Annotated in this window: 17 protein-coding genes and 1 pseudogene; 15 read left to right on the top strand and 3 right to left on the bottom strand. The window is 72.4% G+C overall.

What is annotated here, in order from left to right:
- Positions 1 to 50: 50 nt before the first annotated feature.
- The 6 genes from TR50_RS46530 to TR50_RS06390 all read left to right on the top strand — a co-directional run bounded on the left by TR50_RS46530 (position 51) and on the right by TR50_RS06390 (position 10,606).
- Positions 51 to 3,587 (top strand): AfsR/SARP family transcriptional regulator, encoded by a 3,537-nt coding sequence (locus TR50_RS46530; protein ID WP_042416202.1) that lies wholly within the window; start codon positions 51 to 53, stop codon positions 3,585 to 3,587.
- 343 nt (positions 3,588 to 3,930) lie between these two features.
- Positions 3,931 to 5,631 (top strand): MFS transporter, encoded by a 1,701-nt coding sequence (locus tag TR50_RS06410; protein WP_084699862.1) that lies wholly within the window; start codon positions 3,931 to 3,933, stop codon positions 5,629 to 5,631.
- A 172-nt stretch (positions 5,632 to 5,803) separates the two neighbouring features.
- Positions 5,804 to 6,289: a hypothetical protein gene (locus TR50_RS06405; RefSeq protein WP_152648282.1), complete on the top strand. Its 486-nt coding sequence runs from the start codon at positions 5,804 to 5,806 to the stop codon at positions 6,287 to 6,289.
- Complete coding sequence (locus tag TR50_RS06400) at positions 6,289 to 8,793, top strand: bifunctional polysaccharide deacetylase/glycosyltransferase family 2 protein (protein WP_201776797.1); 2,505 nt, start codon at positions 6,289 to 6,291, stop codon at positions 8,791 to 8,793. The genes TR50_RS06405 and TR50_RS06400 overlap by 1 nt, the downstream gene beginning before the upstream one ends.
- A gap of 43 nt (positions 8,794 to 8,836) precedes the next feature.
- A complete protein-coding gene (argJ, locus tag TR50_RS06395; protein ID WP_042415727.1) occupies positions 8,837 to 10,000 on the top strand; it encodes a bifunctional glutamate N-acetyltransferase/amino-acid acetyltransferase ArgJ in 1,164 nt (387 codons plus the stop codon).
- A gap of 246 nt (positions 10,001 to 10,246) precedes the next feature.
- Positions 10,247 to 10,606 (top strand): RHS repeat domain-containing protein, encoded by a 360-nt coding sequence (locus TR50_RS06390; protein WP_042415724.1) that lies wholly within the window; start codon positions 10,247 to 10,249, stop codon positions 10,604 to 10,606.
- Positions 10,607 to 10,728: 122 nt separating this feature from the next.
- Here TR50_RS06390 and TR50_RS06385 read toward each other — a convergent pair whose 3' ends face one another.
- Positions 10,729 to 11,187 (bottom strand): PIN-like domain-containing protein, encoded by a 459-nt coding sequence (locus tag TR50_RS06385; protein ID WP_042415720.1) that lies wholly within the window; start codon positions 11,185 to 11,187, stop codon positions 10,729 to 10,731.
- Positions 11,184 to 11,831, bottom strand: a complete 648-nt coding sequence (locus tag TR50_RS06380) for a DUF433 domain-containing protein (protein ID WP_042415716.1) — start codon at positions 11,829 to 11,831, stop codon at positions 11,184 to 11,186. Before TR50_RS06380 ends, TR50_RS06385 begins: the two co-directional genes overlap by 4 nt.
- 149 nt (positions 11,832 to 11,980) lie before the next feature.
- Between TR50_RS06380 and TR50_RS06375 the strand changes: the two genes are divergently transcribed.
- The 9 genes and pseudogenes from TR50_RS06375 to TR50_RS06335 all read left to right on the top strand — a co-directional run bounded on the left by TR50_RS06375 (position 11,981) and on the right by TR50_RS06335 (position 20,541).
- Positions 11,981 to 12,868 (top strand): LLM class flavin-dependent oxidoreductase, encoded by an 888-nt coding sequence (locus TR50_RS06375; RefSeq protein WP_042415713.1) that lies wholly within the window; start codon positions 11,981 to 11,983, stop codon positions 12,866 to 12,868.
- Between the two features lie 319 nt (positions 12,869 to 13,187).
- Positions 13,188 to 14,033: a hypothetical protein gene (locus tag TR50_RS46525; RefSeq protein ID WP_042415710.1), complete on the top strand. Its 846-nt coding sequence runs from the start codon at positions 13,188 to 13,190 to the stop codon at positions 14,031 to 14,033.
- A 19-nt stretch (positions 14,034 to 14,052) separates the two neighbouring features.
- Positions 14,053 to 14,958, top strand: a complete 906-nt coding sequence (locus TR50_RS06365; RefSeq protein WP_052440786.1) for a hypothetical protein — start codon at positions 14,053 to 14,055, stop codon at positions 14,956 to 14,958.
- On the top strand, positions 14,955 to 15,716 hold the full coding sequence (locus TR50_RS06360; RefSeq protein ID WP_042415707.1) for a hypothetical protein: 762 nt from the start codon (positions 14,955 to 14,957) through the stop codon (positions 15,714 to 15,716). Before TR50_RS06365 ends, TR50_RS06360 begins: the two co-directional genes overlap by 4 nt.
- A complete protein-coding gene (locus TR50_RS42335; protein ID WP_052440785.1) occupies positions 15,713 to 16,873 on the top strand; it encodes a hypothetical protein in 1,161 nt (386 codons plus the stop codon). Before TR50_RS06360 ends, TR50_RS42335 begins: the two co-directional genes overlap by 4 nt.
- Positions 16,874 to 17,006: 133 nt before the next feature.
- Positions 17,007 to 17,978 carry an ABC transporter ATP-binding protein gene (locus tag TR50_RS06350; protein WP_042415704.1) on the top strand — a complete coding sequence of 324 codons (972 nt, stop codon included), beginning with the start codon at positions 17,007 to 17,009 and terminating at the stop codon, positions 17,976 to 17,978.
- Positions 17,971 to 18,864, top strand: a complete 894-nt coding sequence (locus tag TR50_RS06345; protein WP_042415701.1) for an ABC transporter permease — start codon at positions 17,971 to 17,973, stop codon at positions 18,862 to 18,864. The genes TR50_RS06350 and TR50_RS06345 overlap by 8 nt, the downstream gene beginning before the upstream one ends.
- 77 nt (positions 18,865 to 18,941) lie before the next feature.
- A pseudogene (locus TR50_RS06340) lies at positions 18,942 to 19,796 on the top strand (ABC transporter ATP-binding protein); the annotation flags it as partial.
- Positions 19,797 to 19,824: 28 nt separating this feature from the next.
- Entirely contained in the window at positions 19,825 to 20,541 is a 717-nt protein-coding gene (locus tag TR50_RS06335; RefSeq protein WP_042415694.1) for an ABC transporter permease, read from the top strand.
- Here TR50_RS06335 and TR50_RS06330 read toward each other — a convergent pair.
- Positions 20,503 to 21,873, bottom strand: a complete 1,371-nt coding sequence (locus TR50_RS06330) for a glycosyltransferase 87 family protein (protein WP_052440784.1) — start codon at positions 21,871 to 21,873, stop codon at positions 20,503 to 20,505. The two genes, TR50_RS06335 and TR50_RS06330, sit on opposite strands and share 39 nt — an antisense overlap.
- Positions 21,874 to 21,946 lie beyond the last annotated feature (73 nt).

The raw sequence follows: 21,946 nt of genomic DNA, 5'->3' as shown, positions 1-21,946 counted from the left end.
CGGTCCTTGATCGCCCGCGCGGGAGACCGACGATGGGTCAGAATCACCAGGTGAGATTCGGCATCCTCGGCACCACCCAGGCCTGGAACGACGACGGCGGCGAGCTCGCGCTCGGCGGCCCCGGCCGTCGCGCGCTCCTGGCGCTGCTGCTGCTGGACGCCGGCCGGACGGTCACGACCGAGCGGCTGATCGACGGCCTGTACGGGGAGGAGCCGCCGGGGAACGTCGGCAACGCGCTCCAGTCGCAGGTCTCGCGCCTGCGCGGCGCGCTGCGTCCGGTGGGCGTCGGCATCGAGGGCGGCCCCGGCGGCTACCGGGTGCTGACCGCGCGCGAGGAGGTGGACGCGCACGCCTTCGCGCGACTGGTCGCGGATGGGGAGGCCGGGCTGGCCCGGGGCGACGCGGCGCAGGCCTTCACCGCGTTGACCGCCGCGCTCGGCCTGTGGCGCGGCGAGCCGCTCTCGGACGTCGGCGGTGCGCCGTTCGCTGCGGGTCAGGTGGTGCGGCTGGCGGAGCTGCGGCTCGCCGCGGTCGAGGCCCGTGCGGAGGCCGGTCTAGGGCTCGGGCGCGCCCGCGAGCTGATCGCGGAGCTGCGCGCGGCGGTCGCCGAGGAGCCCCTGCGTGAACCGCTGACGGCGCTGCTCATGCGCGCCCTCTACGCGGCCGACCGTCCGTCCGACGCGCTCGCGGCCTACGCCGCCCTGCGCGGGACCCTCGCGGACACCCTCGGTACGGACCCGAGCCCGGAACTCGCGGACCTCCACCTCGCCGTCCTCCGCGCCGACCCCGCGCTCCGCTCCCCGCGCCCGGCGGCGGGCGGTCCGCGCACGGCTGGCGCCGATGCCCACCCGCTCCGGCCGGACCGGGTGGACAGGATGAACGGCGACGGTCCCGGCGGGCACGCCGTCGCCGCGCCGGGCTCGGACGACTCGGCCGCTCAGGAGGGGAGCCGCGCGGCGGGCGGGCACGGCCGCGCGGGCCGAGGCTCCGATGCCCTGGGACCGGACTTTGCCGAGGCTGCCGGTGTCCCGCTGCCGGGTCGCGCAGGGCCGTTCGGCGAGGCGGGCCTGTCCGCCGCCCGCGGAGCTCCCTTCCGCGCCGATGCGGAGGGTTCGGCGTCGCAGCCCTGGCCTGGTGGTGAGGACGAGCTGCGCGTCGGATCAAGATCACAAGATGCGCCACGTGGAGCATTTGGCGATCTTGGTCCGGCGGTCGCGCCGCCGGGCGCGGTCCTGCCCAGGCCGCTGACCAGCTTCGTCGGGCGGGAGGGCGACCTCGACGGGCTTGCCGACGCCCTCCGCCGAGCCCGGCTGGTGACCCTGACGGGCCCTGGCGGGACCGGGAAGACCCGGCTCGCGCTGGAGGCCGCAGCCCGCTACCCCGGCGCCGGAGGCGCCTGCTTCGCGGACCTCTCCCGCGTCGTCGACGCCGCGACGCTCGGGGCGACACTGCTCGGCGTGCTCGGGGTGCGCGAGTCCGGCGTGCTGGGCGCCGTCGCGCCCGGCGGCGGAGACGCCGTGGACCGGCTCGCGCCGGCCCTCGCGCGCCGCGGCGACCTGCTGCTCGTGCTGGACAACTGCGAACAGGTCATCGACGAGTCGGCCGCGCTCGCCGAGCGACTGCTGCTCGCCTGCCCCGAGCTGCGCGTCCTCGCCACCAGCCGGGAGCCGCTCGCCGTCCCCGGCGAGAGCGTCCGGCCCCTGGAGCCGCTGCCCGGCCCCGAGGCGCTGCGCCTCTTCGCCGAGCGTGCCGCGGCTGTCGCCCCCCGGCTCGCCCCGGGCAGCCGGAGCAGCCCCGAGGACGCGGCCGCCGTCGCCGAGATCTGCCGTCGCCTGGACGGCCTCCCGCTCGCCATCGAGCTGGCGGCGGCCCGCCTGCGGCTGCTGACGCCGCGCCAGATCGCCGACCGCCTGGACGACCGGTTCCGCCTGCTCACCGGCGGCAGCCGCACCGCGCAGCCGCGCCAGCAGACGCTGCGCGCCGTCGTCGACTGGAGCTGGGACCTGCTGCCGGAGGCCGAGCGCACGCTGCTGCGCCGCGTCTCCGTCTTTTCCGGCGGCTGGACGCTCGCCGCCGCCGAGGCCGTCTGCGACACCGGCCCGGACACCCTCGACCTGCTCGGCGCCCTTGTCGACAAGTCTCTCGTCGTCGCCTACCAGCCGGACGGCGCGGGCGAGATGCGCTACCGGATGCTGGAGACCGTCCGCGCCTACGCGGCCGACCAGCTCGCCGCCGCCGACGAGCGGCGCGAGCGCGCGGACGCGCACCTCGCGCACTACCTGCGGCTCGCCGAGACGGCGGATCCGCTGCTGCGCACCGCCGACCAGCTCGACTGGCTGGCCCGCCTCGTCGCCGACCACGACAACCTCGACGCCGCGCTGCGCCACGCGATCGCCACCGACACCGACCGCGCCCTCGACCTGTTGGCCTGCCTGTCCAGCTACTGGATGCTGCGCGGTCTGCGCACCGAGGGCCGCGTTCCGGCGCAGCGGCTGCTCGCCGCGATCGGCGGTGAGGTGCCGCCGGGCCGTGAGCAGCAGTTCGCGCTGGCGAGCATCGCCGCGATCTCCGGCGGCATGGACACCCCGGAGCTCGTCGGCTACATCGAGACCTGCCGCCCGCTGATGGACCGGCTGATGTTCCAGCATCCGCTGCGCTTCCCCTTCCTGGTGGTGCTGTGGGCGCCGTTCGTGGGGGTGCCGGACGAGGAGGCGATGGTCGAGCAGAACCGGATGGCCGAGGACGCGCTCACCGAGCCCTGGTACCGGGCGCTCTACCACTTCGGGCTGGCCTTCCAGCACTGGTTCCTGCACGCCGACGCGGCCACCGCGGAACGGGAGCTGACGCTCGGTCTGCGCGGCTTCGAGGAGCAGGGCGACCGCTGGGGCATGGTGATGGCGCTGATGGAGCTGTCCCGCGCCCGCGGCCGGCAGGGCGACCGGACCGGCGCCTCGGCGTGCACCGACCGCGCCCTGGCGCTGGCCGCGGAGCTGGACTCCCCGGAGGACATGGCGGAACTGCTGTGGAGCCGTGCCGAACTGAGCCTGAACGCGGGCGACCTCGCCTCGGCGGAGACGGACCTGGACCGTGCCGTCGCGCTGGTCGAGCCCTTCGGGGTCAGCGACAACCTCGCCTCCGCGCGCCTCGGGCTGGCCCGAGTCGCCCTCGGCCGCGGGCGGTTCGCCGAGGCCCGGGAGTTCTGCGCGCAGGCCCTCGCCGGCCGACTGGTCGGCTGGTCCAGCGGCGAGGGCATCCGGACCTCGGTCCTGCTCGTGCTCGCCCGCATCGACCTCGCGGAATCCCGGCCCGAGGCGGCCCGCGTCCGCCTGGGCGAGGCGGAGTCCATCCTGCGCGGCGGCCGCAATCTCCCCGTCTACGGCGAACTCGCGTCCGTCCTCGCCGAGGTGGCCGTCCTTGACGGCAGGCCCGACACCGCGGCGGAGCTGCGCGGCACCGCCGAGGTCCTGGAACCCCGGCCGGACCCCGCCCCCGTCGACGCGGCCCACGCCGAGGCCTTCGCCCGAGGCGCCGCCCGCTCTCCGCAGGCGGCGGTGGCCTTCGTGGCCTCGGTCATCGGCGGGGTCTAGCGCCGCGCCCGCCGGCCTTGCTCTGCCACGACCCTTGCTCTGCCACGACCCTTGACACCCCCTTCCACATCCTTCGGCGCGGATGGCGGGGGCCACACGACGTCGCGGCTGATCGGCAAGGGTCGGCGGGCGCAGCAGGGCGGGGACGCCACCCCGCGCCCCGCAGCCGCGCCTCCCTTCGGTCTGAGGCGCTCCCCACCGCCTTGCGGGCGCAGGGCGGCGTCCCCGCCCGCCTGCCCCTCGGCGGTGCCTGGACCTGAACCGGCGTGGAGCCGCCAGGCCCGTCAGGATGCGGTGCGCAGACGGTCAGGGTGCGGTGCGCGCCGCGCGCGACCGTCGGGGCATGACTTCGCGAACCTCGCCACAGAACCTCGGAGCGGCCCGCAAGTGGGGCACGCTCGCCGTCTGCTGCGTCGCCTCCCTCGTGCTCGGGATCGACAACACCGTCGTCAACCTCGCCTTCCCGCACCTGGTCCGGGACATGGACCCGAGCAGCACCCAGTTGCTGTGGATCGCCGACGCCTACGGCTTCGCCCTCGGTGGGCTGGTGATCGTGATGGGCAGCCTCGGCGACCGCTTCGGACGCAAGCGCCTGCTGCTCCTCGGCGGAGCCGGCTTCGCCCTCGCCTCGGCGTTGACCGCCGAGGCGCCGAGTGCCGGCTGGCTGATCGCCGCGCGGGCGTTGCAGGGCGTTGCGGGGGCGACGCTGATGCCGTCGACGCTGTCGCTGGTGCGCAACGCCTTCACCGATCCCAAGGAGCGCTCCCTGGCGATGGGCATCTCCGGTGGCGTCGCCGCCGGCGGCTTCGCGCTCGGGCCGGTGGTCGGCGGACCGTTGCTGGACCACTTCTGGTGGGGCTCGGTCTTCCTGATCAACGTGCCGGTGATGGCGCTGGTGCTGGCCGCGGGCTCGGTGTTGCTGGTCGAGTCGCGCAACCCGGACCCCGGCCCGATCGACTGGCGCAGCGTCCCGCTGTCCTGCTTCGGCGTCGTCGCCGCCGTCTACGCGCTGAAGACCGCCGCCCGTGACGGCGTGGGCCGGCCCGACGTGTGGATCTGCGCCGCGCTCGGTGCGGCCTTGCTGGTCGGGTTCGTCCTGCGGCAGCGCAGGGCCGCGCACCCCCTGGTCGACGTCGCGCTGCTGCGCGGCCGGGGCTTCTCCGGAGCGGTCGCCGCGAACACCCTGAGCATCTTCGCGCTCGCCGCGCAGTCGCTCGCGGCCTCGCTCTACTTCCAGGACGTGCGCGGCTACTCGCCGATGGGCACCGGTTTCGCGCTGCTGCTGGGGCCGCTCGGGGCGATGGTGACCGGGCCGCTGTGCCCGGTGGCCCTGCGGGCGCTCGGCCGGGCCAGGGCGGTCGGCGTCGGGCTGGTGCTGATGGCGCTCTCCTGCTTCGGCTACCTGCTGGTGGGCGTGGCCTCCGACTACTGGGTCATGGGGGCGGTCATGTTCGTCTCCGGCCTCGGCATCGGACTGGTCTTCGGGATCGCCGGCGACACGATGCTGGCCAGCGCGCCGAAGGAGCGGGCGGGCGCGGCGAGCGCGGTCGAGTCGACCGCGACGGAGCTCGGCGGCGCGCTCGGGATCGCGGTCCTGGGCAGCCTGCTCACCGCCGTCTACCGGCACCAGGTGACGCCTCCCGCCGGTGTCCCGGCCCAGGCCGCCGCTGTCGCGCACGAGTCGATCGGCGGAGCCGTCGCCGTGGCGCCCACGCTGCCCGCGCAGCTCGGCCACGCGCTGGACGCGGCCGCGCAGCAGGCCTTCGTGGACGGCTTCCACGCCGTCGTCGCCGCAGGCGGGGCGGCGCTGCTGCTCGGCGCGGGCCTGGTGGTCCGCCGCCTGCGCGGCGTCCCGGCCGTCATCCAGGACCAGGACGTGGAGCGGGACCAGAGGCGGGAGCAGGACCAGGAGCGGCACGCCGAGCGCCTGGAGCGCTTGGAGCGTCAGGACGCGGGGATCCGGCAGGCGACGGGACGGCGCATGGCCCGCGACGTCGGTCCGGACGCGGCGCAGCAGCCCGCGCCGCCCGTGCCGCTGGGGTGAGAGCTGGTCGCGGTGGACCCCGCCGTCCGGCCGGGCCTGGCCTCCCCCCGACCGGGGGGAAGCCAGGCCCGGCTCCTCGCGTGCGGACAGGCGTGGTCAAACAGGCCCGGGAACGCTAAGGTCCAGGCTCGTGCAGACGGGTACGAGCCCGGCCGGCGATACGGTCGACATGGTGCCGACGCCCCCCGATCGGCGGGTCCCGGAGCGGCCGGTCTTCGTCGACGCGAGCGGGCGACGTCAGCGCCGCGTGCGGCGCGTCGGACGGATCCTCGTCGTTCCGGCGGTGGCCTACGTCGGGCTGCTGGTGAGCACGCTGCTCGGCGGACCGACCGTCAACAGCCCCTATCTCCCGCTGCCTGCGGGCCCGCACGCCGCGCCGGGACCTCGTGGCGGCCCGCACTCGGTCACTCGCGGCGGCGCTCAAGGCCAGGACGGAGCCGGCGGCCCGGGCACCGGCTCGGGCACCGGTGGGACGGCGACGGGCGCGAGCGGGACCGCGCCGACGCCCGGCGTCTCGGTCGGCGCCACGCCGACGGCGGGTGCCACACCGAGCGCCACCCAACCCGCCACGGGCGCCTCGCACGGCCACAGCACGCACACCGCGGTCCCGCCCGGGGCCTCGCACCGCCCGACCAAGAAGGCCAAAGCGCAAGCCTGATGAGCCATCACTCCTCCCCGTCCCGCCGGGCGGCGCGCCACGGCGGCAAGGGCCACGGCAGCAAGGGTCAGGACAACAAAGGCCAGGGCAACAAGGGCCAGGGCAACAAGGGCCAGGGCGGCAAGGGCCGTCGCGGCGGTCGGCGCGGGTCGGTACGCCGGGTTCCGCTGCGCACGCACTGGCTGCTGCTCGGGACCATGGCGGTGACGCTGACCCTGGCGCTGCTGATCGAGGGCTACACCCAGCACATGTTCGGCAGCACGCCGGACGGCGCGGGTCTGGTCCAGGGTCCGTCGGGGCAGGTGCCGGCCTCGGTCGCCGACGGCGGCCCGGTGATCTCCCCGCAGGGCGGCGCCGGGGGAGCGGCGCGCACTGCGCGGCCGCGCCCCGGCACGATCGCGCTGACCTTCGACGACGGCCCGGACCCGACCTGGACCCCGCAGATCCTCGCGGTGCTGCGCAAGCACCACGTCCACGCCACGTTCTTCGAGATCGGCGAGAACGTCGCCGAGCACCCGGACCTCGCTCGGCAGGTCCTCGCCGCCGGCGACGAGATCGGCGTGCACACCTTCACCCACCCGAACCTGGGGCTGATCCCGGCGTGGCAGCGCACGCTCCAGCTGCGCGAGGCGCAGCTGGCCGTCGCGGGCGCGACCGGTGAGACGACGACGCTGCTGCGACCGCCGTACTCGGCCGGCAACGACTCCGTGGACGACGCCGACTGGGCGGCGATCCAGCAGGCGGGCCGCGAGGGCTACCTGACGGTCCTGACGACCCAGGACACCGAGGACTGGAAGCGCCCCGGCGTCGCGGGGATCATCCGGAACGGCACAGTCGCCGGCACGACGCCCGGCGTCCGCGTCGACCCGAAGCGGCTCCCGCCCGGCCAGGTCCTGCTGATGCACGACGCGGGCGGCGACCGCTCGCAGTCCGTGGCAGCGCTGGACGCACTGCTGACGCAGTACCAGGCGGAGGGCCTGACCGTGGGCACCGTCAGCGCGACGACGGGCCTGGCCGCGCCGATGACCAGGGCGTCTGCCACCGACCACTGGCTGGGTCTCTCGCTGATCTGGGTACTGCGCCTGAGCCACTGGCTGCTGACCGCCATCGGCTGGTTCATGATCGCGGCGGGTGTCCTCAGCGTCCTGCGCGCGGTCGTCTCCGTCGTGGCGGCCCGGCGTCACAAGAGGTGGACGCAGTACGCCTGGGGGGATCCGGTGACCGAGCCGGCCACCGTCATCGTGCCCGCCTACAACGAGAGCGCGGGCATCGAGGCGGCCGTGCGCTCGCTGGTCGCGCAGGACCACCCGGTGGAGATCCTCGTCGTGGACGACGGCTCCACGGACGGCACGGCCGACCTCGCCGAGTCGCTGGGCCTGCCGGGGGTGCGGGTGATCCGCAAGGAGAACGGCGGCAAGCCGTCCGCGCTCAACACCGGCATCGCCGAGGCGTCCTTCGACCTGCTGGTGATGGTCGACGGCGACACCGTCTTCGAGCCCGACACCGTCCGGCACCTCGTCCAGCCCTTCGCCGACCCGCGCGTGGGCGCGGTCTCCGGCAACGCCAAGGTGGTCAACCGGGGCGGGCTGCTGGGCCGTTGGCAGCACATCGAGTACGTCGTCGGGTTCAACCTGGACCGCCGCCTGTTCGACCTCGCCGAGTGCATGCCGACGGTCCCCGGCGCTGTCGGCGCGTTCCGTCGCGGGGCGCTGGAGCGCGTCGGCGGCGTCTCGGAGGAGACGCTCGCGGAGGACACCGACCTCACCATGGCGCTCTGCCGCGACGGTTGGCGGGTGGTCTACGAGGAGGACGCGGTGGCCTGGACGGAGGCTCCGGCCTCGCTGGGCGCCCTGTGGCGGCAGCGCTACCGCTGGTGCTACGGCACCATGCAGGCGATGTGGAAGCACCGCGGCGCGGTCGTCCAGCGCGGAGCCGCCGGCAAGCTGGGCCGTCGCGGCCTCGGCTACCTGCTGCTCTTCCAGGTGCTGCTGCCGTTGCTGGCACCGGTGGTGGACATCTTCGCGCTGTACGGGCTGGTCTTCCTCGACCCGTGGCACGTGCTCGGGCTCTGGTTCGCCTTCCTGCTGCTGCAACTGCTGATGGGCGGGTACGCGTTCCGGCTGGACGGGGAGCGGCTGGGGCCGCTGTGGAGCCTGCCGCTGCAACAGTTCGTCTACCGGCAGTTGATGTACCTGGTGGTGATCCAGTCCGCGGTCACGGCGGTGGCCGGGGCCCGGCTGCGCTGGCAGCGGATGGAACGCTACGGCTCCTTGCAGGTTCCGACGGCCCCCGCGTCGCCCGTCGCGGGCTCCGCCCACGCGGCACCGGGCGCGCGGCTGACGAACATCCCGATCCCGGCCCCGATGCCGGCCGAACCGCCGCTGGCCGAGGCCTGGCTGGCGGAGGCGGCGGGGGCGGACCGCTCCGCGTTCGCCTACGAACGCCCGAACTACCCCTACACGCAGTACGACTACCGGGACCAGGTGCGGCATCCCGACTCGTGAAACGCATGGGCATGCGCAGTCATGCATAGCTATTCTTCATGTCATGACGAATCCGCCTGCCCCGCTGCCCCTGGGCTTCCGCTCCTACACCGCCAACATGGGCCTCAAGGACGTGGCGCACGACTTCGCGCTGGTGGTCTCCGAGGTCCCCGCGGTCTCCGCGGCGCTCTTCACCCGGTCCCGCTTCGCCGGGCCGAGCGTGGTGCTGAGCCGCGCCGACGCCGCCGCCCAGGCCAGCCGCGGCATGGTCGTGGTCGCCCGCAACGCGAACGTCGCCACGGGCAGGGTGGGCGCGGCCAACGCGGAGGAGGTCCGCCGCCTCGCCGCGGCGGCCGCCGGCGTGAAGCCGGAGGAACTGGTCATCGGCTCGACCGGCGTCATCGGCCGCCCCTACCCGATGGACTCCCTGCGGGCCAGCATCGCGGCCATCCCGTCCCCGCTGCCGCCCGCCGACTTCGACGCGGCGGCCGCGGCCATCATGACCACCGACACCCGCAGCAAGTCCGTCCACCTGCGCTGCGGCGACGCGGTCGTGGTCGGCATCGCCAAGGGCGTCGGCATGATCGAGCCGAACATGGCGACGCTGCTGACCTTCTTCTTCACCGACGCCGCAGTCGACCCCGCGACCCTGGACGCGCTCTTCCGCCGCGTCGTGGACCGGACCTTCAACGCCCTCAGCATCGACACCGACACCTCCACCAGCGACTCCGCCGCCGTCTTCGCCAACGGCCTGGCCGGACCGGTCGACGAGTCCGAGTTCGAACGGGTCCTGCACCAGGCCGCGCTGACCCTCGTCCGCGACATCGCCTCCGACGGCGAGGGCGCCGCCAAGCTCGTCGAGGTCCAGGTCACCGGCGCCCGCGACGACGCCCAGGCGAAGCGCGTCGGCAAGGCCGTCGTCAACTCCCCGCTGGTCAAGACCTCCGTCCACGGCGCCGACCCCAACTGGGGCCGCGTCGCCATGGCCGTCGGCAAGCTCCACGACGAACACGACATCCACCCCGCCCGGGTCAGCATCCACTACGGCGACCTGGAGATGTTCCCGGCGGAGCCGGACGACGCCCAACTGACCCGCGCGGCGCGCTACCTCAGCGGCGACGAGGTCGTCATCCGCGTCGACCTGGGCATCGCCGACGGAGCGTTCACCGTCTACGGATGCGATCTGACGGAGGCGTACGTGGGTCTCAACTCCGGCTACACGACGTGATACCGCCCCGAAGGGAACGCGGTCGCCTACAGGGGTCAGCTCGGTCGGACTGCCACCTTCGAGTACACCCACTTCGAGACCCTCGCGGACCACGCCCGACGGTTCCCGCTTGACCTTCGCCCACGATGCTGACGTGAACCTCGTGAAGGTGAGCGACGCGCTCGGGAGAAGCTGGCAGTACATCTACGACGAGGCAGGCAGACTCGTCGGCAAGCGGACTTCCAGGGGCGTCGCCTGGCCTACGAGTTGAACGCTGCCGGACAGGCCACCGCGGTCACCGAGCCGCTGGGTGTTACCACGGACTACACGTACGACCTGGTCGGCCACCTGGTCCGCAAGAATGCGGGCGGTCGCGTGACCTCCTATGACTACAACGAGTCAGGCCATCTTGTCCGGGCGGAGAACCCCGATGCGATCGTCGTCCGCGAGGTGGACGCCTTCGGCGGTCTTCTGAGCGAGTCGGTCAACGGCCCTACGCTGACCCGGACCCGGGACGTCCTCGGCCGCCGGACGAGGAGCGGTCGCGGCATAGACCCGCACCGGCATGTATCCATGCCGGTGCGTTGCGTGGCGATCAGATGGTGGAGCTGGGTCGGCGGATGCTGAGGACTGCTCGGTCGCAGCCATGGCCGTCGATAGCCCGTCGCGTAGCTTGCTCCCCCGAGTGGGTTTGGGCTGTCCTCCAGGTGCGGTCCATCGCTCTGTGCCAATCGGCGCGTTGTATGCCGTCACATGGCTGAGGAGGGCCAGAACTTCGGCGGAACAGCCGTCGGATCCACGATCCGCAACCGGTTCTGCCGAGAAGGATCAACGCCGTTGAGTGAAATGAGCCGCTGGCCGTCCGCGTGTTCCAGTTCGTCCAGGGCATGGGGTAGGCCGGCACAGACGGTGGCGATGGCAGCACCCATGCCGACGAGGCCGCCGTGCTTGTGGTTGTGCCGGTACTCGATGCGGTGGAGACCGGACTTGGCGATGGCGGCGACCTCCAGCGGCCGGGTCAACTGCTTCGTGTCATTGGTCAGGACTACTTCGAAGCCTGCGGCTGATGCTCGTTCATAGAGGTCGACGTCGAGCGTGCCTGCCCAGCCGTCCAGCACGGCGACATGGTTGACGTCGTGCTGCTTCACCAGCAGTCCAACGATCCGCGCCATAGGCAGTGGGACGTTTTCGTCGAGCAGCAGTCTCAAGACGCGACCTGCCGGATTTCGGCATCGGTGTAGCTGTCCACGTAGTTCGCGAAATCCGCTGCGTCCCGGGCCGCTTCCGCCGAGACGCCTGGATAGTAGTCGGCGATCTGCTCGGGACGTACGCCGTCGCGTAGCAGGGCAGCGACTTCGGCTGACGGGATGCGCGTACCGTCGACCACCGGCTCGCCACCGCGCACAGCCGGGTTGATGGAGACGTGCGGCCGTGGCTCGAGGAGGTCTGGAATCATCCGGCCGCCTCGGTAGAACGGCGCCAGTACGTCGACCATGTCGTGGATGACGATGTTGCCCTTGCGGTGCACCAGGTCGACAGCATGCTCGGGATCAGCGAGGTAGATCGTGTCGCCGCCTGCTACCAAGCGGTAAGTGGAGAGGTGTTCCCGCTCGTCCATTCCGTCACGCAGGGTGTCCAGGGCCTGCCGGATCTTTTGGAGGGACGCTTCCTGGCGCAGGCGCACACAGGCACGCAGCGCCACCACGTCACGGAAGGAATAAAGGATCGGCCGTGCTGCCGAGATCTCGGGCACGAGGACTGCGCCACGGACACCAGCGGCACGCCGCCAGTGTGACAGTTGCCGAAGGGTGGCTCCGGACAACGCGGCAGCCAGCTTGGGCTCGTACGACACGCGGCACCTCCCTAACCGATCCGCGCTTGTCATTAGCACCCCGACGCTACTGCATGGTCCCGTACAGGTCTTCGACACGCCACCGGTTCACCTGGATGGGTACTGCGGCGGGATGCGGGGGCGGCCGGCCGCCTCGTAGGGTCGGCAGTATGCGTCTGAGCACGGTGATCCTCCCCATCCACCGGTGGAGCGAGGGACAGAAGATCTGGCAGCGGGCCGAGGAACTCGGCTTCCATGCCGCGTACACATATGACCACCTCTCCTGGCGGTCGTTCCGGGACGAGCCCTGGTTCGGCGCGGTCCCCACGCTGACCGCTGCCGCGACGGCTACGCAGCGCATCCGCCTGGGAACCCTCGTGACCTCGCCCAACTTCCGCCACCCGGTCACGCTCGCCAAGGAGCTGATGACGCTCGACGACGTCTCCGGCGGCCGGATCACCGTGGGCATCGGGGTCGGTGGGACGGGGTTCGACGCCACGGCGTTCGGCCAGGAGCCGTGGACGGCGCGGGAGCGCGCGGACCGGTTCGACGAGTTCCTGCCGCTACTGGACCGGCTGCTCACGGAGGACGCGACCACCGTCGAGGGCCGTTTCTACTCCGCGATCGACGCCCGGAACATCCCCGGCTGCGTGCAGCGGCCGCGCGTCCCGTTCTACGTCGCGGCCACCGGCCCGCGCGGCCTGAAGCTGGCCGCGAAGTACGGCCAGGGCTGGGTCACCTACGGCGACCCGCGCGGTCCGGGCGACGTCCCGGTCGACCAGGCGCCCGCCGTGATCGAGGCCCAGCTCGGCAAGCTCCGCGCGGCCTGTGACGCCGAGGGGCGCGACTTCGGCGGCATCCAGAAGATGCTGCTCCAGGGCTCTACGGCGGAGAAGCCCCTCGCCTCGCTGAACGCCTTCGTCGACTGGGCCGGAACCTACCGGGACCTCGGCATCGACGAGCTGGTGATCCACTGGCCGGTGCCGGACTCGATCTTCGAGAACGACCTCGCCGTCTTCGAGCAGATCGCGACCGAGGGCCTGGCCCAACTCGGCTGACTCTTGCCCGGCCGGCCCGGCCCTTGCGGCGACCACGCCCGGGGCCGGGCCGCGCTGTTTCCACCTGTGGGCGGGATATCAGGACTTTCCGGAGATTCCTGCAGCGAATGCCGCTCCCCTTTGGGCGATGTGACCGACCAGCAGATATCGATCACATAAACAACTTTGGCCTCCCCTGTGAGAACCGGCATACTCGCAGGTCGCAGGCCCTGTCTGCCGACTCGCTCGCACGCCGCCCTGCGTCGTACATCGTGCACTGTGGGGGAATTTCTCATGCCCGGATGCTCCCGTTCTTCGGGGACTGTCCTCTGGGGGAACCGTGGAATCTGACGACATATCCGACTCCGACTCCAACGCCGCCGACTCCAACGCCGCGGCCGAGGCTGGCACCGAGGCCGAGGCCGACGCCGAGGTCGCCTCGCCGGTGAAGCGGCGCAAGGGGGTCACGGTCGCCGTGGGGGCGGTGGTCTGGCTCGCCATCGCCGGAGCCTCGGCCGCGGTCGCGGCGAACACCGGCGGTGGCGGCGTCGCCGTGGCGGCGTCCGCGCCGGGTGCGTCCGCGTCGGCCTCCGCGTCCGCCTCGGCCGGCGCCGCGCCGACGCTGCCGACCGGTACGCCCACGCCCACGCCGATGCCGAGCCCCAGCTCGACCGTCAAGGGTTACGTGAGCGGCTCGTCCCACAGCGGTGACGTCCGGTTCTTCCTGCTGCCGGTGCCCGACGACGCCGAGGCCTACGGTGACACCGACGGCACCAAGGAGAGCGTCTCGGACATCGCGAAGGAGATGGGGAACGCCTCCACCAGCAAGAGCATCCTCGAGCAACTGGGTTGCTCAGGCGGTGCCTTCCGGATCTACCGCACCAACGACGGGCAGTACACGGTGACCGCCCACCTGATCCACTTCGACAGCGCGGGCCATGCCGCCGACTGGGTCAGCGGACTGACCTTCGGCCACGGCGACAGCTTCGACGTCTCCGGGATCTCCGACGCCAAGGGACAGGCGATCAACCCGTCCGACAGCGGCGGCGTCGGCACCCTGATGGGCGTCTCGCACGTCGGCGACGTCGAGTACGAGATCGACATCCAGGGGACCGGGTCCCTCGACCACTCCCTCCTCACGCCGCTGATGCAGCGTGAGGAGAAGCTGCTCCGCACCGGCCGCTGACCACAGAACTGGAGGAAGAGTGAGCACTCCCACGCCCGCCGAGCCGGGCCCGGAGGCGGCGGCCGAGCCCGTGTCCGAGGCCGCGCCTGCGCCCGAGCCCGAGCCCGGGTCCGAGCCCGATGCCGCGCCTGACGTCGAGCCCGCGCGAGATGCCGCGCCTGACGTCGAGCCCGTGCCCGATGCTGCGCCCGCGCCCGATGTCGCGTCCGCGCCGCGTCCGCGGGGCCGGACCGTGAAGATCATGGCCGCTGCCCTGGCCCTCGGGGTCCTGGGCGGCGCCGGCACCGGCTACGCCGTCCAGGCCGCGCGCAAGCCGACGCCGCTCCCACCGCTGGCCGTGACCCAGCCCGCCTACCCGACGGCGCACCGGGCCGCCCCGGCGCTGACCGCGGCCGAGGACGACATGGTCAAGACCGACGGCGACCTGACCAAGCTGCTGGTGCCGGTCCCCTCGGGCGCCAAGCCCTGGGACGTGCCGCGCAGCGATGACGGCTGGTACGACCTGTACGACCTGTCGTCCGACTTCACCAAGCCCGACGCCGAGATGAAGTACCAGCTCTCCCACGGCTTCCGCCGCGCCGCGGTGCAGACGTGGATGCAGGGCGACGTCTCCTACGAGGTGGACCTGATCCAGTACCGGCACGACCAGGAGGCGTCGGTCGACCAGTTCATCCTCGACCAGGAGCAGTACGCCACGACGGACACCGGCGCGGCCCAGGCGCTCGCGTTCCCGCACACGACGTCGGAGTTCGGCGTCTACGCCGGTCCCAAGGAGCTCCACCACGACGACGGCTCGGGCTACTACCGCGGCTTCGGCTACGCCGGCCACGGCGACGTGTGCGTGGTGATCTACGTGGAATCGCCGAACCGGATCGCCCCCGGGCCGCTGCTGACCCTCCTGGAGAACCAGATGGAGCGACTGTGACCGACGACCACGCCGTGGCCGCGGCGCCGCAGCCGTCGACCGGGCGCCTGCCCCGGCTCGTCGCGCTGGGTGCGGCCTTCGTCCTGTCCGCCGTGGGCGCCGGAACCGCCGTCGGCTACTTCGGCCTGCGCGACCACACCACCGCACGGCCGACCGCCCGTGCGGCGGCGACCCCGGCGAAGCCGGGCTACGGAGCCCACAGCGACGGGGACCACTTCGGCTCCCTGAGCGACCTGCTGCTGCCGGTCCCGGACGGGTACGGATACGGCCCGGACGACGGTGGCGACGGCGACAACACGGTGCTGACGCACGACCAGTACCTGAAGACGTTCAACAAGGACTTCGCGGATCTCGGCACCTCCGAGCGGCGGCAGCTGGCCAACCAGCTCGACCTCGACCACGTGCTCGGTTACGCGGTGCGCACCTACACCGACAACGCCCAACTGGTGATCAAGGTCAGTCTGCTCCAGGAGAACCAGCAGACGGCGAAGGGCATGGCCAGCCTGGGCAAGTACATCGCCGACCAGACGGGCGCCTTCCGGGCAGGCCCGACCATCACGGGGCACCCCGAGGCGCACTGCTACCTGCTGGCGACCGACCCGAACGACCCGCTGGACCGGCTCGACTGCGACGACTACGTGGGCGACATCCTCATCACCGTCCAGGCGTACGGCCCCGCGCCGCTCGACCAGCAGGCCGTCGCGTCCCTCATGGAGCAGCAACTGTCCCGACTCGCGATTCCGGCGGCCCAGATATGAGCGACCCGATCGAGAACCAGCCCGCCGCCGAGACGCCCGATCGCCCGGCCGAGACGCCCGATCGCCCGGCCGAGGCGTCGGCCGCGCCGGCCGCCGTGCTCACGTCCGGACCTGGGTCGGCCGCGCCCGAGTCGGGTGAGGAGCCGGGCGAGCCGACTGCCGAGCCCATGGCCGGGATGTCCGAGCGCCCGGCCGAGGCGGCCGGCACCGCGTCGGAGGCTGCCGCCGACCCGGTCGTCGCAGCGGTGGCCGCGCCCGCGGTCGAGTCGGCTGCGCCCGCATCAGCCGAAGAGCCCGCCGAGTCGGCTCAGCCCGCCGAGTCGGCTCAGCCCGTCGAGTCGTCGGCGGTGTCGACCGAGCTTCTCGTCGGCGGGGCGAAAGGTTCGTGGCTGCGCCCCCGCGGGCGCACGCGGACGGTGGTGCGCTGGGGCATCGCCGCCGTGCTGTGCCTCGGGGTCGGCACGGGCACGGCGTTCGCCGTGATGGCGCCCGAGCGCACGGACGTGCCCGGGCTCGCGACGCCCGCGGACGGGCGGTACGTCTACCCTGCGCTCCGGTTGCCCGAGTTGCCGCCGGGCGCGCTCGGGCCGAACGCGGGCGGTGCGCCGAGCGGTGCGCCGGGCGGCAGCGTGATGCACGCGGCGGACACCCGGCAGCTGCTGCTGCCGCGGCCGGCAGGCGCCGTCGCGGATCCCGCCTACCCGGGGGCCAGGGGAGGGGAATGGGTGTCCCTCGCTGACTACGCCAAGCTCTTCACGAGTCCGGCGGACGCGTCCGAAGGGTTCGCGGAGAACGGCGCGCGGCACGTCGCCGCGACCGCATGGCGGATGCCCGACGGCACGCACGCGGCCGTCTACCTCCTGGCGTTCCGCAGCGCCGACAGCAGCCAGGCGGTGTTCAACGCCGAGATGACGATGCATCCCGCGGTCGCGCCGGAGCTGACGGTGGACAGCTCGGACTCGTCGCTGAACGCCCGTGTCCCCGGCGTTGCCTACACCGCGAACCGCCCGGCGGGGAAGGTCGGGCCCGCCGTGCGGGTGGCGATCTTCTCCAACGAGGACATCACCGGGCTGCTGGTGATGACCAACCCCAAGGCGGTCAACCAGGTCGACTTCCAGCAGGCGCTGACCCTGCAGATGCAGCTGCTCGGCGGCTGAGCCTGCGTGGAACCCTGATACCGCGGGGGTGCATCCCCTAGGGGAAACACCCCCGCGGATACATCCCTGGGCTAGGGAAAAGTCAGCCACGAACCTGATGTGACCGGGGCCACGGTGTGGCTAGGGTCGTCCTGTGGCTGTCATCACTACGGATAACCTCACCAAGAGGTTCCCCCGGGTCACCGCTCTGGACCACCTCAGTGTCGAGGTGCAGCCCGGAGTGGTCGGTCTGGTCGGGGCGAACGGCGCGGGTAAGTCCACTCTCATCAAGATCCTGCTGGGGCTGGCCCCGGCTACCGAGGGCACGGCCCGCGTGCTCGGGCTCGACGTCGCCACCGAGGGCGGCGCGATCCGTGAGCGGGTCGGGTACATGCCCGAACACGACTGCCTGCCGCCGGACGTGTCCGCCACGGAGTTCGTGGTGCACATGGCCCGGATGTCGGGCCTGCCCGCCACGGCCGCGCGCGAGCGCACCGCCGACATCCTGCGGCACGTGGGCCTGTACGAGGAGCGCTACCGGCCCATCGGCACGTACTCGACGGGCATGAAGCAGCGCGTCAAGCTCGCCCAGGCGCTCGTGCACGATCCGCAGCTGGTGCTGCTCGACGAGCCGACCAACGGGCTGGACCCGGTCGGCCGGGACGACATGCTGGAGCTGATCCGGCGCGTCCACCGCGAGTTCGGCATCTCCGTGCTGGTCACCTCGCACCTGCTCGGCGAGCTGGAGCGCACCTGCGACCACGTCGTGGTGATCGACGGCGGCAAGCTGCTGCGCAGCTCCTCCACCGCCGATCTGACCGCCGCCACCTCGCTGCTCGCCGTCGAGGTGACGGAGCGCCAGGACGATCCGGCCTTCGACGTGAACGCCGCCCTGCGGGCGCGGCTGGCGGAGGCCGGGCTGACGGTCGGCGCCGACTCCGGCCACGTGCTGCTGGTGGAGCTGAACGGTGACGAGGTCTACGACGTGATCCGGGACGCGGTCGCCGAGCTGGGCGTCGGTCTGGTCCGGCTGGAGCAGCGCCGTCACCACATCTCCGAGGTGTTCGCCGCGGGCGCCCACGCCACGGACGGCGCCGACAAGGCCGAGGAGGTCGCTCATGTCTGAGACGCACGCGCCCGAGGGGCGCCTCGACGTCATCCACGACATCGGCTACCGCCACTACGAGGGGCCGCGGCTGGGTGTCGGCTACGCCACCCGCTCGCTCTACACCTCGAGCCTGCGCGGCGCCTTCGGCCTGGGCCGGTCCGGCAAGTCCAAGATCCTGCCGATGGCCATGGCCGTGATCATGGCGGTGCCCGCGCTGATCATCGTGGCCGTCTCGATCTACGTGAAGATGGGCAAGCTGCCCGTCGACTACCCGCAGTACCTCACCAACCTCCAGTTCGTCACCGCCGTGTTCACCGCCGCCCAGGCGCCGGTGCTGCTCTCGCGGGACCTGCGGTTCATGACGGTCCCGCTCTACTTCTCCCGGCCGCTGCGCTCCAGCGACTACGTGCGGGCCAAGTACGCGGCGATGGTCTCCGCCGTCTTCATCCTCACCATGCTGCCGATGCTGATCATGTGGATCGGTTCGATGCTGGGGTCGATGGACTTCGGTTACAACACCAAGCACTTCGCCTTCGGCGTCGTCGCCGCCGCGCTCTACTCGCTCGTCTACGCCGGCCTCGGCCTGCTGATCGCCTCGCTGACACCCCGCCGCGGCTTCGGCGTGGCGGCGATCATCGCGCTGTTCATGGTCTCGGCAGGCGTCTCCGGCGCGCTGCGCGGCGTCATGCACGTGACCGGCCACCAGGCCGCGTCGTTCTGGGTCGCCATGCTCAACCCGGGCTTCCTGATCGACTCCACGGTCTCGTGGATGTTCGACCTGCCGCTGCGCGGCAACGTCGCGGAGATGCCCACCACGCTCGGCGGCGTCGCCTTCCTCGCCGAGATCGCGGTGCTGGCCGCCGGCGCCTTCGTCCTGCTCGTCCGCCGCTACCGGAAGATCTGAGGAGGCAGCACATGACCACCATCAGCATCGACCGGGTCTCCCGCTGGTTCGGCAACGTCGTCGCGGTCAACGACGTCTCGATGACGATCGAGCCCGGCGTCACCGGCCTGCTGGGGCCGAACGGCGCCGGCAAGTCCACCCTGATCCACATGATGAGCGGCTTCCTGCCGCCGTCCTCCGGCTCCGTCACCCTCGACGGCACCCCGATCTGGAAGAACCAGCAGGCCTACAAGCAGATCGGGCTCGTGCCCGAGCGCGAGGCCATGTACGACTTCCTCACCGGCTGGGACTTCGTCCTCGCCAACGCCGAGCTGCACGGCCTGCCCGATCCGGGCGCCGCGGCCAAGCGCGCCCTGGCCACGGTGGAGATGGAGTACGCCCAGGAGCGCCAGGTCTCCACGTACAGCAAGGGCATGAAGCAGCGCGTGAAGATGGCCTCGGCCCTCGTGCACGAGCCGGCGGTGCTGCTGCTGGACGAGCCCTTCAACGGCATGGACCCGCGCCAGCGGATGCAGCTGATGGAGCTGCTGCGCCGGTTCGGCGCGGAGGGCCGGACGGTCCTGTTCTCCTCCCACATCCTGGAGGAGGTCGAGCAGCTCGCCCGCCACATCGAGGTGATCGTGGCAGGCCGCCACGCCGCCTCCGGCGACTACCGCAAGATCCGCCGCCTGATGACGGACCGCCCGCACCGGTACACCGTCCGCTCCAGCGACGACCGCGCGCTGGCCGCGGCGCTGATCGCCGACGCGTCCACGGCCGGTATCGAGCTGGACCTGAAGGAGCAGCAGTTGCAGATCCAGGCGGTCGACTTCTACCGCTTCACCGAGCTGGTGCCGCGCGTCGCCAAGGAGGCAGGCATCCGCCTGCTGACCGTCTCCCCGGCCGACGAGTCGTTGGAGAGCGTCTTCTCCTACCTCGTCGCCGCCAAGTAGCCACGCTAGGGAAGGCCAAGACCCCACCATGAACGTCACCGTCGCCCGGCTGACCGCGCGCGGCCTGCTCGGCCGCCGCCGGGGCCTCCTGCTGCTGGCGCTGCCCGTCCTGCTGCTCGCCCTCTCCGTCCTGGTCCGCGCCATCGCAGGCCAGGACGAGAGCACCGCATCCAACGTCCTCGGCGGCCTCGCCCTGGGCACGATGGTCCCGCTCGTCGGCCTCGTCGCCGGGACGGGCGCGATCGGGCCCGAGATCGACGACGGCTCGATCATCTACCTGCTGTCCAAGCCGCAGCCGCGGTGGAAGATCATCATCTCCAAGCTGGTCGTCGCCGTCGGCTGCTCGGTCGTCTTCGCGGCGCTGCCGACGTACTTCGCCGGGCTGATCCTCTTCGGCACCTACGAGAACCTCACGCTCGGCTACACGATCGCCGCGCTGATCGCCGGCGTCGCCTACAGCGCGCTCTTCCTGCTGCTGGGCGTGGTCTCCCGGCACGCGGTGGTGTGGGGCCTGATGTACGCCCTGCTGTGGGAGACGGTCGTCGGGCAGTACGTGCCCGGAGCGCAGACACTGAGCGTGCATCAGTGGGCGCTGTCCATCGGCGAGAAGATCGCCTCCCCGGGTGTGATCAGCTCCTCGGTCCACCTGCCGACCGCCGTGCCGTTGCTGCTCGTCGCCACCCTGGGCGGCGCGTGGCTCGCGGCGTCACGGTTGACGCGGCTGACCCTCGCGGGAGAGGAGTGAGGTAGCGGCACGACGCAGGGGCGCGGGGAACCGCGCCCCCAGCAGGTGCACCGCCAGGCCGGCCAACAGCAGCAGCCCGAGCAGCGGGTAGAGGTTGCCGGTCAGGTGGTCCAGGCCGTGCCAGTGGTACTCCACGTCGCGGGGGCCGTAGGGGACCAGCCAGATCAGGCCGTTCGGGAGGACGGGCCCGGCGGGGCGGTCCGAGTAGGCGAGAGACGGCCAGGCGAAGCAGAGCAGGTAGAGGCCGCCCGCGAGCAGCCACGCCCACCAGCGCGCGCGGCGCGCGTGCAGCAGGCAGCCGCCCGCGACGAGGAACGCCGCGATCCAGACCCAGTGGTGGGACCAGGAGATCGGCGAGACCAGCAGACCGAGCAGGGCCGTCGTCGCGACGCCGAGCAGTTCCTCACCCCGCCGGTGGGCCAGGGCCGCGAGAGGCAGGGCCACCGCCGTGACGGCAAGGGCGGCCAGCAGCCAGTAGGGCTTCACCCCGGCGACGTCGAGACGGAGCGTGCGGGCGAGCAGGCCCTGGAGGGACTGGTTGCCGACATAGCTGGCCACGCCCATGCGGGAGGCGTCGTCGAACAGGCCGTCGAGCCAGTAGCGGTGGGCCTCGCGCGGCAGCGCCAGGTAACCGCCGACCACGGTGGCGGCGAAGGTCCCGGCCGCGACGGCGGCGGCCCGCAGGCGGCGGGTGACGAGCAGGTAGACGATGAAGATCGCCGGCACCAGCTTGAACCCGGCGGCGAGACCGACACCGACGCCCTTGGACCACCACCGGTCCCGCTGGGTGAAGTCCAGCAGGACCAGCACCATCAGGAACACGTTGACCTGGCCGAACGCCAGGTTCTGCATCATCGGCTCGGTCCACAGCGCGAGCCCGGCGACGGTGAGCGCGGCGCCGAGGCGGCCGGCGTTGCGGCGGTAGCCGGCGAGACCCCAGGCCAGCCACGTGGACAGGACCAGCGTCGCAATGCTGCCGCAGGCGACGAGCCACTGGACCGTGCTCTGGCTCAGCCGGGAGAGCACCATGAACACGCCCAGCGCGAAGGGCGTGTAGGTGAACGGCAGCCCCAACGTGCCGATGTGGAAGTCCAAGTCGTAGACGCGGGGGGTGTGCCGGGCCGTCGCGCCGCCCCAGTAGTAGACCTGGAGGTCGGTCGGGGACCACAGCCGGTCGGGGTGGGCCCGCACGACGAGGACGTAGGAGGCCAGCGCCGCGCCGAACACGGCCAGGCCGAGCGCCAGTGCGGCCGGTCCGAAGCTGCGGACCGGCCGCTGGGAGGGCTCGGGTCTGGCCAGGGCTGCGCGTACGAAGGTGGCGGCTGCGCTCATGGGGGGCTGCTCCGGACTCGACCGGCGACGGATCCGCGCGACGTTACCCGGGTTCTGTGAAGGGTCCGTGTAC

It is taken from the genome of Streptacidiphilus anmyonensis, assembly GCF_000787855.1.
GTDB lineage: Bacteria > Actinomycetota > Actinomycetes > Streptomycetales > Streptomycetaceae > Streptacidiphilus > Streptacidiphilus anmyonensis.
This window is presented reverse-complemented; position numbering and strand designations above follow the sequence as displayed.

Bases quoted from the DNA above. Each gene is read 5' to 3' on its own strand.
- TR50_RS06335 (WP_042415694.1), top strand. From the start codon at position 19,825: ATGAACGTCACCGTCGCCCGGCTGACCGCGCGCGGCCTGCTCGGCCGC.
- TR50_RS06330 (WP_052440784.1), bottom strand. From the start codon at position 21,873: ATGAGCGCAGCCGCCACCTTCGTACGCGCAGCCCTGGCCAGACCCGAG.
- TR50_RS06410 (WP_084699862.1), top strand. From the start codon at position 3,931: ATGACTTCGCGAACCTCGCCACAGAACCTCGGAGCGGCCCGCAAGTGG.
- TR50_RS06345 (WP_042415701.1), top strand. From the start codon at position 17,971: ATGTCTGAGACGCACGCGCCCGAGGGGCGCCTCGACGTCATCCACGAC.
- TR50_RS06375 (WP_042415713.1), top strand. From the start codon at position 11,981: ATGCGTCTGAGCACGGTGATCCTCCCCATCCACCGGTGGAGCGAGGGA.
- TR50_RS06400 (WP_201776797.1), top strand. From the start codon at position 6,289: ATGAGCCATCACTCCTCCCCGTCCCGCCGGGCGGCGCGCCACGGCGGC.
- argJ (WP_042415727.1), top strand. From the start codon at position 8,837: ATGACGAATCCGCCTGCCCCGCTGCCCCTGGGCTTCCGCTCCTACACC.
- TR50_RS42335 (WP_052440785.1), top strand. From the start codon at position 15,713: ATGAGCGACCCGATCGAGAACCAGCCCGCCGCCGAGACGCCCGATCGC.